The following is a 12228-nucleotide window of genomic DNA, read 5'->3' on the forward strand; positions in this document are numbered from 1 at the left end:
GGCGTCTCTGGATCTCTGGACCTTACGACGGCCCGTCCAACCCGCCAACAACGTAGGACCGGCTGAGGAGGGTGACGGGTCAGCGTCCCAGGGACCGCTTGAGCTCGGACTTGTTCATCGAGGAGCGGCCGTGGGGCTCGCACGGGAAGCGGTCCGTTCCAGCCTGTACCGGGATCGCGGGCGGCGCAACCGATGACCGGGGGTTTCCCGTACGGCCGGATGGTTACCCGGTGGCTGAGAGCCGCTCTCCAGGAGGTCATCCCGATGACGGAATACGGCTATTTCCTCTCCAGCGAGGAACACGGGCCGGACGAGCTGGTGGAGCAGGCGCGGATGGCCGAGCAGGCGGGCTTCACCGGGCTGTGGATCTCCGACCACTACCACCCGTGGAATGCGGCGCAGGGCCGGAGCCCCTTCGTGTGGTCGGTGATCGGCGCGCTGTCCCAGGCCACGTCCCTGCCGGTGCAGACGGCGGTGACGTGTCCGACGATGCGGATGCACCCGGCGGTGACGGCGCAGGCCGCCGCCACCTGTGCCGTGCAGCTGGGCGGGCGGTTCCGGCTCGGTGTGGGCAGCGGTCTGGCGCTCGACGAGCACATACTCGGCGCCCCCTGGCCCCAGGCGGCCGTGCGGCTGGAGATGCTCCAGGAGGCCGTCCACGTGATGCGGCTCCTGTTCGAGGGCGGCGAGGTCAGCCACCACGGCAAGCACTACACGGTGGAGAACGCCAGGCTCCACACGGTGCCGGACGACCCCGTGCCCATCGACATCTCGGCGTTCGGCCCGGCGGCGACCGAGCTCGCCGGGCGGATCGGGGACGGCTTCATCACCATGGCGCCCGACGGCGAGGCGGTGGACCGCTTCCGGCGCAGCGGCGGCGGGGTGAAGCCGGCACAGGCCGGGCTGAGGGTGTGCTGGGGGCCGGACCGCGACGAGGCCGTCCGCACGGCACACCGCCTGTGGGCCGTCGAGCGGCTCCCCGGCGAGCTTCCCCAACTCCTGCCGACGCCCCACCACTTCGAGCAGGCCTGTGAACTGGTGACGATGGATCAGGTGGCGGACGCGGTGCTCTGCGGCGACGACGCGGAGGCGCACATCGAGGCGGTCGCGGCGTACGCGGACGCGGGCTTCGACACGGTCTACGTCCACCAGATCGGCGCCGACCAGCAGGGTTTCTTCGACTTCTACCGCACGAAGGTGCTCCCCCGGCTGCCGGGCCGCGCGGAGGGGACGTGACGGGGCGGGCCGGGGTCAGCGTTCGGCGACGAGGAGGGTCTGGAGGATGCGGCCGCAGTCCCCGGACTCGTCGTCGAGGCGGCCGGATGCCAGGCCCGAGCCGGTGGGGCTCGCGGCGGTCGTCGCGCGCAGGCAGAGCCACTCGCCGACGGGTTCGCGGTGCAGGGCGAGGGTGATGTCGGTGTTGATGACGAGCCTGCGGATGTGGTCGAGTTCGGAGGCCACGGCCCAGTTGCTGTCGGCGAGGGTGAGGGCGCGGGTCAGCGGGGTGTCGTCCTCGCCCGCGACGAGCGGGATGCGCTGGCGCGCCCAGGCCGTGCCGGGTCCGGGGGTGTCGAATCCCCCGCCGGACACGAAGCGCCACTCCATCGCCGCGATGTAGCCGTCGAGGTGGGCGCCGGTCATCGTGGGTGACGGCTGGGGTGCCGGTACCGGCGGCGGGACCGGCTCGGGGCGCAGCGCGGGGGTGTCGGCCGGGCCGGAGGCGATGCGCCAGGCCCGTGCCAGCATGACGGTCCTGCCGTCCGCGGTGAGTTCGCCCTCGAGGAGTTCGGTGCGTCCGCCGGAGTGGATCGTACGGACGTCGACGCGCAGTTCGGCGACGGGGACGGGGCGCGGGATCTCCAGGGTGACGCGCGCGACCCGGAAGCCGTCGCGCGCGTCGTGCCGTTCGAGGGCGCGGCCGAGCAGGGCGGACGGCGGGCCCGCGTGCTGGGTCTTCGGGCTCCACGGGCCCGCGGTGGCGGGTGTGCTGTGGTAACTCCCGTGGCCGGTGTGCCGGTAGAAGGACTCGGGCAGTCGTGTGGAGCCTGACGTCATGTGAGCGCCTCACCTCGTCGCCGTGTGGTCGGTGCGTCGTCGCACGGTCAGTCTCGGGCACGGTGCGCGGGCGTCACCAGGGGCGGATGGTGCGATGCCGGTCATGGCGGCGGGCCGCCGCCGGGGGTACGCTCATCGGCCCGCGCGGCGGGTGTGGCCGCTGCCGGGGCCGCCCAGCGTGGCGCGGGCCCGGGCGACGAGGGCGCGGCCCGCGGGGCTGCTCGGGCCGTCGGTGCGCCAGGCGAAGGCGAGGCGGCCGCGGAGCGCCGGGCGGTCGATCGCGATGCTGCGCAGTTCGTCCGCCCGCGCCTCGGCGAAGGCGCCCGGCAGGATCGCCGCGCCCAGGCCGCGGGCGGCGAGCTGGGCGAGGGCGCCGGGGTCGCTCGCCTCGAAGGCGATCCGCGGGGTGAAGCCCGCGGCCGCGCAGGCCTCGTCGAGCCGGGTGCGCAGGCCCGTGCCCCTGGGCAGGCTGATGAGGGGGCGTTCGCGCAGGGTGTCGACCGACACGGCCTGGTGGATGGCGAGTTCGTGGTCGTGGGCGACGGCGACGACGATCGGCTGGTCGTCGACCACCCGGATGTCGAGCCCGGCGGGGGCGGTGCCGCCGATGCTGATGATCGCCGCGTCGAGGAGGCCGGCCCGCAGTTCGTCCATGAGCTGGTCCGAGTTCGCCTCGGTCAGGGTGATCTCCACCGCCGGGTGGTCGTCGTGGAATCCTGCGAGCAGTCCGGGCAGGTCGACGTTGTGCGAGGTCACGGTCCCCACGGCGACGTGTCCGCGGACGAGTCCGGTGAGTTCGTCGACGGCGAGCCGGGCGCCTTCGACCGCGGCGAGGGCGGCCCGGGCGTACGGGAGGACGGTCTCGCCCGCTTCGGTGAGCCGCACCTCCCGGCCCGAGCGGTCCAACAGCTCCTGGCCGAGCTCCCGTTCGAGCTTGCGGATCTGGGCGCTGACGCCGGGCTGGGCCACGTGGGCCTTCTCCGCGGCGCGGGTGAAGTTGCGCTCTTCGGCCACGGCCACGAAGTAGGCGAGCTGACGGAGTTCCATAACTGTTGATTCTAGCAATCAGAAAAATCATCTCTTGGACTTCTGATCATCACGGGCACAGAGTGGAGGCACGAGAAAGGACGTCACCATGACCGACAACCGTGAACCCGCCCGCACCCCCGAAGACCTGGCCCGCCTGTTCGTGGAGCGCGCCAACGCCCGCGACGCCGAGGGCCTGGCCGAGCTCTACGCCCCCGACGCCGTGCTCGCCTTCCCGCCCGGGACCGTGACGGTCGGCAGGGAGGCGATCCGCGCCGTGTGCGAGCGGATGGTGGCCCACGCACCGTTGCCCTTCGTGGTGGAGGAGCCCCTGCCGACGGTCCGCTACGGCGATCTCGCCCTCACCTCCACCCGCCCCGCCGACGGCACGGGCGGCCGCGTCCAGGTGGCGCGCCGTCAGCCGGACGGCACCTGGCTGCGCGTCGTCGACCGCCCCGAGCTCCCGGCCGACCGGTGACCGCGCTGATCGCCGGGGCGGGCATCGGCGGCCTGACCGCCGCGCTGAGCCTGCACGCCGCGGGCATCGAGGCGGTCGTGGTGGAGAGTGCCCGGGAGATCCGGCCGCTCGGCGTCGGGATCAACCTGCTGCCGCACGCCGTGCGCGAACTGACCGAACTCGGCCTCGGCGACGCCCTCGCCGCCCTCGGGGTGGCGGCCGCCGAGATCGTCCACTGCGACCGGCACGGCCGGGAGATCTTCTCCGAACCGCGCGGCGTCGCCCAGGGCTACCGCTGGCCGCAGTACTCGGTCCACCGCGGCGAACTCCAGATGCTGCTCCTGTCGGCGGTCCGCGAGCGGCTGGGCGCCGCGGCGGTCCGTACCGGAACCCGCCTGACGGACTTCGAGGAGGAGGCGGGCGGCGTACGGGCCCGCCTCCTCGACCGGGCGACGGGAGCCACCGTCACCACAGCCGCCGACGTCCTCGTCGGCGCCGACGGGCTGCACTCGGCGGTGCGCGCCCGGCTGCACCCGGACGGCGGGCCGCTGCTGTGGTCGGGCATCCGGATGTGGCGGGGCACGACCCGGGCCGAACCGTTCCGCGCGGGGCGCTCCATGGCGATCCTGCGGGACGGCGACACCCAGCTGATCGCCTACCCGATCGGGCGGGACCGGCTCAACTGGGTGTGCCAGGTGCGGGAGTCCGCTCCCGGGCCCCTCGCCGGGGAAGCGGGCTGGAACCGTACCGCCCGCGCGGCCGACGTGCTGCCGCACTACGAAGGGTGGCGGCTCGGCGGGCTCGACGTGCCCGCCCTGCTGGCCGGCGGCGGGGAGATCCTCACCTACCCCATGGTCGACCGCGACCCGCTCCCGGCCTGGGGCCGCGGACGGGTCACGCTGCTCGGTGACGCGGCGCACCCGATGTACCCCGTGGGCGCCAACGGCGCCTCGCAGGCGGTCGTCGACGCGCGGGTGCTCGCGTACGAACTCGCGCGGGCCGACGACGCGGCCCAGGGACTCGCCCGTTATGAGGACGCCCGCCGGGAGGCGACGTCGGCCGTCGTGCTGGCCAACCGCACAATGAACCGTGCGGACGGCCGGACCCCGTACGACCTGGCCCGCATCACCGACACCTACCGGCACACCACGGGGAGCGACGTGGACGCGCTCAACGCACGCGCTTCCCTGACACCTCGTCGACTCGACACCTCGGCGATCTGACCTTCCGTCACAAGGAGCTTCGCATGGCCACTTTCGTACTCGTTCCCGGCGCCTGGCACGGCGCCTGGTGCTTCGAACCGCTGGCGCGCCGACTGCGGCAGCACGGTCACGAGGCGTATCCGCTCACGCTGACCGGACTCGGGGCGCGCAAGCACCTGCTCGGCGCCTCGGTGAATCTCGATACGCACATCGACGACGTGGTGAACCTGCTGGTGGACGAGGACATCACCGACGCGGTGCTGGTCGGGCACAGCTACGGCGGCATGGTGATCACGGGCGCCGCCGACCGGCTGCCCGAGCGCGTGGCGGGCCTGATATACGTCGACGCCTTTGTGCCCGCGGACGGCGATTCCTGCTGGACGCTGGCCAACGACGGTGTCCGGGGCTGGTATCTGCGGGGTGTGGGCACCCTGGGGTACGCGACCGCGCCCCTGCCGTTCCTCGACCCGCGCGCGACCGCGCACCCGCTGGCGAGCCTGCTCCAGTCGATCCGCCTGCGCGGCGGCCTCGACCGGGTCCGGCGCAGGGACTACGTGTACGCGGAGCTCTGGGAGGGGGAGACGCCGTTCCGGCCCACGTACGAGCGGTTGCTCGACGACCCGGAGTGGAGGGTGCACGCGCTGGCGTCCACGCACAACGTCATGGGGAACGCGCCGGACGAGCTGCTGAAGGTGGCGCTGGACTCGGTGCCGGCCGGCTGACGCGACAGGGGGCGGCCGGCCGGTGACAACCCCGTGGGCGTTCGCTCGTTGGGACTGGCGATGCGAACTCCCCGTCTCCTCCGCCGCCTGCGCTCCCCCGGGCTGCTGGTCTGTGCTCTCGTCGCGACCTGCGCGTTCGGGCCGTCCGCGGCACGACCGCCGGAGGTCACCCGAGTGCGGGCGGACGCGGCGACGGCCCGGGCGTTCGGGAGGTACGCCGAGCGGGACCGCGCGCCGGGGCACTGGACGGGCGGCGACAGCACATACTCCGTGCCCGTGCGCGGGGGCGAGCTGTGGGTCTTCTCCGACACCTTCCTCGGCACCGTACGGCCCGACGGGTCGCGCCCCCCGGTCACCGACGACGGCGGTTCGACGCCCTTCGTCCACAACAGCTTCGTCCGCTGGGACGCCACCGGCCCGCACACCGTCACCGGGCGGGACGCGGCCGGTGCACCCGCGTCGGTCGTGTCGGGTGCGGGGCCCGGCGACTGGTACTGGTCGCGGGCCGGCATCCCCGACGGCGGCGGGGTCGAGGTGGTCTACGCCCGCTACGCGCGGACCGGGCCCGGCCCCCTGGACATCGCCTGGCGGGGCAACGCGCTGGGCCGGTTCGGCCCCGGCGGCATGTCCCGGCCGCGGTCGCTGACCCCGCTGCCGTCGTCGGCCGGCATCTCCTGGGGCGCGTGGCTGTCCAGGGAGGACGGGCACACCTATGTCTACGGCACCGAGAAGGCGCCCGGCCCCGGCAACCACCTCCACCTGGCCCGGGTCTCCGGGCAGGACCTGCGCGGGCCCTGGCAGTTCTGGACCGGCCGCGGCACCTGGTCCGGCGACGAGCGGCGCTCCGCCCGGCTGTCCGGGCCCGACGGGTCCGCGCTGCGCGCCTCCGACGAGGTGAGCGTGGTGCGGCACGGCGGCTGGTACGCGCTGTGCACCCAGCGCGCGGACCAGCCGTTCAGCGCCGAGGTGCAGCTCGCCTGGTCCCGTACGCCCAACGGGCCGTTCACCCGGCCCCGTACGGTGTTCACCGCCCCGGAGGCCGGGCCGACGGGCACCTACCGCAACCGGAACGTCTTCGCCTACAACCCCCATGAGCACCCGGAGCTCGAAGGCCGTGGCGAGCTCGTCGTCTCCTACAACGTCAACAGCCTCGTCCCGGACGACGTCATCCGGCGCGCGGACATCTACCGGCCCCGCTTCCTGCGTATGACACTCGGCCACGCTCAGACGGCTCCGCCCGCGTCCTGACGCGGTGTCCGGGACAGCCAGGGCGGCGTGCCGGCCTCGGAGGCGCCGATCACGGCGAGGAGGTCGTGCGCCGTCTCGCAGTCCGGGCCCGGTGCGGCGCTGTGGTGCCCGGCGGCCCGCGCGTGGTCGGCGCGCTCCCGCGCGATGCGTCCCAGGGCGTTCCCGGCGAGGGCCTCGCCGTCGGTGTCGGCGTGCTGGTGACAGACCGTCCGGGCGGCGGCCGCGACGCGCTCGGCGTCGTCGAAGCGGCCGAGTCCGGCGAGCGCCCCGGCGAGGCCGAGGGATTCGACGGCGGCTCCGGCGGGATCTCCGAGGCCGCGGCGGATGTCGGCGGCGGCCGTGAAGCAGGTGATCGCGTCCTCGTGTCGGCCGCTGTGGGCGTGGCAGGCGCCGAGCGCCGCGTGGATGTGCGCGTGCAGGGCGCCGGGCAGGTCGTGCGTGCCGCACAGCTCGCGGGCCCGCAGCAGTTCGGCGAGGGCAGGGGCGGCGGAGCCGGCTTCCAGCAGCAGTCTGCCGAGGGCGAGGCGGACGCGGGCCTCGCCGCAGTGGTCCCTGCGCTGCCGGACGGCGGGCAGGAGCGCGTTCGCGGCACGGGCCAGTTCGCGGGCGGCCTGCCCGGACTCGCACAACAGGGCGGCGCCCAGCAGGAGTTCACCGACCGGGCGCAGGTCGGGGCCGGGATCGGGTTCCCCGGCGCACTGGACGATCAGTTCGGCGATGCCCCGGTGTCCGGTCCGTACGGGGCCCGGCGCGCCGGAGACGTCCGGCGCGTGGAGTCCGGCGCGGCGTGCGGCGGTCGGGCCGAGGGCGGCGGCCGTGGCGGTGCGGTAGTGGTGGACGAGCCGGTCCAGCGCGCCGGTCCGGTCCGCGCCGAGGCCTCGGGCGAAGTCGCGCAGGAGCGGGTGGAAGCGGTAGCGCTCGGGGGCGGGGGTCTCCAGCATGGAGGCGTCCGCGAGCGATTCGGCGAGGTCCTCCGCCGCATGGCGGGGCAGGTCGAGCACGGCGGCGACGGCGTCGACCGGCAGGTCGGGGGTCGCGGGGACGGCCAGCAGCCGGAAGGCGCGGGCCTGGGCGGGCGCCAACCGGTCGTAGCCGAGGCGGAAGGTGCTCTCCACGGCGAGGTCGCCGGTGCGCAGGACGTCGAGGCGGCGCCGGTCGTCGGCGAGGCGGTCGAGGAGTCCGGCGAGGGTCCAGTACGGCCGGTTGACGAGCCGCGCGCCGACGATCCTGATGGCCAGGGGGAGGTGGCCGCAGGCTGCCATCAGTTCCCGCGCGGCGGTCTCCTCCGCCCGTACGCGGTCCTCGCCGACGATGCCGGTGAACAGCCGGAGGGCCTCGGCGGGGGCGAGGACGCCCAGTTCGGTGGAGCGGGCGGTGGTCAGGGAGGCGAGCCGGGCGCGGCTGGTGACCAGGACGGCGGAGCCGGGCGCGCCCGGCAGCAGCGGCCGCACCTGCCGGGCGTCCCGCGCGTTGTCGAGGACGAGGAGGACCTTGCGTCCGGCGAGGACGGAGCGCAGGAGGAGGGACCGCTCGGTGAGCCCGGTGGGCAGCGCCTCGCGGGCGAGGCCGAAGGCCCGGAGGAAGGAGCCGAGGACCTCCTCGGGCGGGACGGGCCGGCCGTCCTCGCCGTGCAGGTCGGCGTAGAGCTGGCCGTCGGGGAAGCGCGGGGCCAGGGAGTGGGCGAGGTGGACGGCGAGCTCGGTCTTGCCGACGCCGCCGAGGCCGCAGACGGCCACGACGGGCGTGGCGTCGGGGGCGAGGAGGGTCTCGCGCAGCGCGGCCGTCTCGGCCTGCCGCCCGACGAAGTCGGCCGATCTGGAGGGGAGTTGCCGGGGTGCGGGCGGGGGTGCGGGCTCGGCAGGCGGGGCGTCGGCCGGCTCCCCGAAGGAGTGGGGCGGCGCCGCCACGAGGTCCGCGGAGTCGGTGGGCAGGGCGAGCGCGGGGTCCGCGGCGAGGATCCGGCAGTGCAGTTCCCGCAGCTCCGGGCCGGGTTCGACGCCGAGCTCGGCGACCAGGGTGCGGCGCGCGGCGGCGTACGCGTCCAGGGCCTCGGCCTGGCGTCCGGCGCGGTAGAGGGCGAGCATCCACAGCTGGGAGACGCGCTCGCGCATCGGGTGCTCGTCGGCCAGCTCGGCGAGCTCGCCGGTGATCCGGTCGTGGCGGCCGAGGTCCAGCTCGGCTTCCAGCCGGGCTTCGAGGAGTTCGAGGCGGCGCTCCGACCAACGGACGCGCTGCCGTTCGGCGTACGGGCCGGGAAGGCCCGGCAGCGCTTCGCCGCGCCACAGCGCGAGGGCCTGGCGCAGGGCCGTGAGGGCCTCTCCCGTACGCCCGGCGGCGCGGTGGCGGGCCGCCTCCGCCGCCAGGCGTTCGCACTCCGCGGAGTCGAGGTGCCCGGGTGCGGTCACGATGCGGTAGCCGCCGGCGTCGGGGCCGAGCGTGCCGTGCCCCAGGACCCTGCGCAGCCGGTAGGCGTAGGTGCGCACGGTGCCCAGGGCCGAGGGCGGCGGCCGGTCGCCCCAGAGGGCGTCGACGAGTTCCTCCACCGAGACGGTCGTGCCGCCGCGCAGGAGCAGCACGGCCAGGACGCAGCGCTGCTGGCGCGCGCCCAGCGGCAGTTCCGTGACTCCCCGCCAGGCGCGGACCGGTCCGAGGACGGTGAAACGCATCGGATCCGCGGGTTCTGCCCCACCCATGCCCAAAGCCCCTATTCGCACAAAGTTTCCCTGATCACAGGGTAAGTGCCGGTGAGTGTGCCGGGCGGGAACCGCCGTGCGACGGACGGTTCCGGCCTGCGGCGTGGTGTACGAGGCCCCTGAGAAGCGGAAAGCCGCGAGACCGGCTGTGGGTCTCGCGGCTTCGGGAGGGGCGCTTTCGTCAGGAGGCCGGGACCGGGCCCTCCAGCTGCTCGCTGATCCACTGGATCGGCCCCTGGCCCATGCTCGGGACGTAGGTGTAGGCGTCGTGCTTGCCGCCCTCGATCACCTTCACGTTGGTGTGCACCGGGCCCTTGCCGTAGGTGGCGACGAACTTCTTGACGCCGTTGATCGTGATGGGGTCCTCCCGCGTGCCGTACTGGAACGCGATGTAGACGTCCGGGCCGCCCTTGGCGATGAGGTCCTTGGCCAGCAGCTCGGGGTTGTTCTCGTCCATCTCCTTCTGGTGGCCCTTCCACAGCGGGGAGTCGGGGACGATGTCCGGGCCGGAGGCGATGGCCGCCTTGAAGCGGTCGGGGTGCTTCAGGACGGCCTTCATGCCCGCGAAGCCGCCGGAGGAGGAGCCCATGAAGGCCCAGCCGTCACGCGACTTGATGGTCCGGAAGTTCTGCTTCATCAGGTCCGGGACGTCGTCGGTGAGCCAGGTGCCCATCTTCGGCTGGTTGGGGATGTCGCTGCCGTCCCAGTAGGTCCCGTTGTTCTTCGGGTTCAGCACCGGCATGGCCAGCAGGAAGGGCTTGCTCTTGCCCTCCGCGTACCACTTGGAGATGGACGACTGGAGCTTGAGGTTGGTGCCCATCCAGTAGTTGTCCGGGAAGCCGGGGCCGCCGGGCAGGGCGACGAGGACGGGGAAGCCGCTGTTCGCGAACTTGGGGTCCCCGTACTCCTTCGGGGCCCAGACCCAGACCTTGCCCGTGAAGCCGGACTTCTTGCCCTCCAGGGTGGTCACGGCGATGTGCGTGCCGTCGCCCAGGGTGTTGACGTTCTTGAACTCGGCGGCGGGGCCGGTCGGCATCAGGACCTTGGAGTCCGCGGCGGGCTGGGCGCCGTTGTTCCCGCCGGCCTGGCCGCCGTTCCCGGCGGGCGCCTGCTGGCCGAAGCTGACCTTCTCACCCTTGTCGGAGAACGGGCCGATCTTGAGGTAGTCGAGAACGCCCCCGGTGATCAGCCCGAGTACGGCTATGGACGCCACAACGATGGTCCATCGTTTGGCGCGGGTTGCACGGCGGTGGCCCCGGGACCGGTAGGCCTCGGAAGGTGAGTGCGTCATCGCGTCGCTCCGGATGATGCTGTTGCCCCGAAGGACATGATGGTCTGTTCCGTCCTACTGGAGCTCCGAAGCCCGCCGGGGGTTCCCGCCAAAGGCCGTGACCTTGGTCATTGTGCCGGACGGGCCGGAAGGTCCGGCCCGTCCGACCTCGCCGGGGGTCAGGCGCGCCACTCCGCCGTGCGCTCGGGGGTCGCCTCCGCGAGGAGCTTGCGCACCGTCTCCGCGTCTGCCGCCTCCCCGTACACCGGCGTCCCCGGCTGCTGGCGCCAGGAGTCGTCGAGACCGCCGGTGTCGACGGTGTCGAAGCCCAGTTCGTCGATGAGGGCCCGGACGACCCGCTTGGCCTCCGGGTCGTCACCGGCCACGGGGAGCGCGACCCGGCCGGGGTCGCCCTTGGGGCGGGGGCGGTCGAGCAGGTCCTGGGCGTAGGTGCCGTTGAACGCCTTGACGACGGGACGGCCGAGGTGCCGCTCGGTCCAGCGGCTCTCCGGCAGCCCTTCCTCGATCTCGGCGATGCGGCCGTCGCGCTGCTGGGGGTAGTAGTTGCCGGTGTCGATGACGACCAGGTCCTCGGGGGCGCCGTCGAACAGCCCGGCGGGCAGGCCGGGGATGTTCTTGAGCGGGATGGTGACGATGACGACGCGCGCGCCGCGCGGGGCCTCCTCGACGGTGACGGGGGTGGCGCCTGTCTCGTCGGCCAGTTCGGTGAGGGTCTGCGGGCCACGGGAGTTCGCGACCGCCACGTCGTGGCCGACGGCGGTGAGCCGACGGGTGAGATTGCCGCCGATGTTGCCCGCTCCGATGATGCCGATCTTCATGTGACGCACCTTCCGTGTCGCGCTACGGGGGTAGGCCGGCGGGTGTCGTGGACTCCGGCCGTCACGGGAGTAACACGGACCGCGCACGAAGTGTTTCCGCTTCCGGGCAGGAAAACCGGGCGGGAAAAGCGCCTTGACCTCAACCTTGCTAGAGCTTCTACGGTGATCGCATCAGGGACGCGGGCGAGGAGAAAGAGGAGCGGCTGTGACCATCAAGGAGTACACGCGGGAGGAACTGGCCGCGCAGCCGATCGGCCACTGGAGCGGCGAGGCCCACCGTGCGGTGGTCGGCCGGCTCCGCGCCGAGCTGGCCGTGGAGGAGCTCACCCAGCCGCACTGGTGGACGCTCAACCACGTCGCGGGCGCACCGGGCACGTGGGACCGCGCGCGACTCACCGAGCGGCTGCGCCCGTTCGACGACCTCGGGATCGACTTCGAGGCGGTCTACGACGACTTGTTCGCGCGCGGGTGGATGCGGGAGGAGGCGGGGCGGCTGACGCTCACCGCCGAGGGCGAGGCGGGCCGGATCCGTGCGGCGGAGCGGAACAGGCGGGCACACGAGCAGATGCACGCGGGGATCGCGGCGGAGGAGTACGCGGCCGCGGTCGATGTGCTGCGGCGGATGGTCGCCAATCTCGGCGGCGCCGGCGACCTTCCGTAGGGCGTCGCCCCGGCCCTGCCGACAGGTGCAGGGCCGGGGCGCGAGGTGTCCGTCC

Annotated in this window: 11 protein-coding genes; 6 read left to right on the plus strand and 5 right to left on the minus strand. The window is 73.7% G+C overall.

The window, feature by feature from the left end; all coding sequences use genetic code 11:
- The first annotated feature begins 264 nt into the window (after nucleotides 1–264).
- Nucleotides 265–1236, plus strand: a complete 972-nt coding sequence (locus ABD269_RS34995) for a TIGR03557 family F420-dependent LLM class oxidoreductase (protein ID WP_344124637.1) — start codon at nucleotides 265–267, stop codon at nucleotides 1234–1236.
- Between the two features lie 15 nt (nucleotides 1237–1251).
- Here ABD269_RS34995 and ABD269_RS35000 read toward each other — a convergent pair whose 3' ends face one another.
- On the minus strand, nucleotides 1252–2055 hold the full coding sequence (locus ABD269_RS35000) for a thioesterase family protein (RefSeq protein WP_344124639.1): 804 nt from the start codon (nucleotides 2053–2055) through the stop codon (nucleotides 1252–1254).
- Nucleotides 2056–2187: 132 nt separating this feature from the next.
- Nucleotides 2188–3102: a LysR family transcriptional regulator gene (locus ABD269_RS35005; RefSeq protein ID WP_344124641.1), complete on the minus strand. Its 915-nt coding sequence runs from the start codon at nucleotides 3100–3102 to the stop codon at nucleotides 2188–2190.
- A gap of 88 nt (nucleotides 3103–3190) precedes the next feature.
- Between ABD269_RS35005 and ABD269_RS35010 the strand changes: the two genes are divergently transcribed.
- From ABD269_RS35010 to ABD269_RS35025, 4 genes are read left to right on the plus strand one after another with little or no spacing between them, the layout of a single operon-like run.
- A complete protein-coding gene (locus ABD269_RS35010; RefSeq protein ID WP_301889776.1) occupies nucleotides 3191–3559 on the plus strand; it encodes a YybH family protein in 369 nt (122 codons plus the stop codon).
- Nucleotides 3556–4761, plus strand: a complete 1206-nt coding sequence (locus ABD269_RS35015; protein ID WP_344124644.1) for a flavin-dependent oxidoreductase — start codon at nucleotides 3556–3558, stop codon at nucleotides 4759–4761. Before ABD269_RS35010 ends, ABD269_RS35015 begins: the two co-directional genes overlap by 4 nt.
- A gap of 23 nt (nucleotides 4762–4784) precedes the next feature.
- Nucleotides 4785–5462, plus strand: a complete 678-nt coding sequence (locus tag ABD269_RS35020) for an alpha/beta fold hydrolase (protein WP_301889773.1) — start codon at nucleotides 4785–4787, stop codon at nucleotides 5460–5462.
- 60 nt (nucleotides 5463–5522) lie between these two features.
- Entirely contained in the window at nucleotides 5523–6710 is a 1188-nt protein-coding gene (locus ABD269_RS35025; RefSeq protein WP_344124647.1) for a glycoside hydrolase family 183 protein, read from the plus strand.
- On the opposite strand, the gene ABD269_RS35030 is transcribed toward ABD269_RS35025, so the two are convergent.
- The 3 genes from ABD269_RS35030 to ABD269_RS35040 form a co-directional block, all read right to left on the minus strand.
- Entirely contained in the window at nucleotides 6686–9403 is a 2718-nt protein-coding gene (locus ABD269_RS35030) for an AfsR/SARP family transcriptional regulator (RefSeq protein ID WP_344124649.1), read from the minus strand. The genes ABD269_RS35025 and ABD269_RS35030 overlap by 25 nt on opposite strands.
- Nucleotides 9404–9584: 181 nt before the next feature.
- Nucleotides 9585–10607 (minus strand): alpha/beta hydrolase, encoded by a 1023-nt coding sequence (locus ABD269_RS35035; RefSeq protein WP_301894584.1) that lies wholly within the window; start codon nucleotides 10605–10607, stop codon nucleotides 9585–9587.
- Nucleotides 10608–10852: 245 nt separating this feature from the next.
- Complete coding sequence (locus ABD269_RS35040; RefSeq protein WP_344124651.1) at nucleotides 10853–11599, minus strand: NADPH-dependent F420 reductase; 747 nt, start codon at nucleotides 11597–11599, stop codon at nucleotides 10853–10855.
- Nucleotides 11600–11717: 118 nt separating this feature from the next.
- Between ABD269_RS35040 and ABD269_RS35045 the strand changes: the two genes are divergently transcribed.
- The gene (locus ABD269_RS35045; RefSeq protein WP_301889767.1) at nucleotides 11718–12173 is read left to right on the plus strand and encodes a MarR family transcriptional regulator; all 456 of its coding nucleotides are present in this window, start codon (nucleotides 11718–11720) and stop codon (nucleotides 12171–12173) included.
- Nucleotides 12174–12228 lie beyond the last annotated feature (55 nt).

The sequence above is a fragment of the Streptomyces blastmyceticus genome (assembly GCF_039521185.1).
Lineage (GTDB): Bacteria > Actinomycetota > Actinomycetes > Streptomycetales > Streptomycetaceae > Streptomyces > Streptomyces blastmyceticus.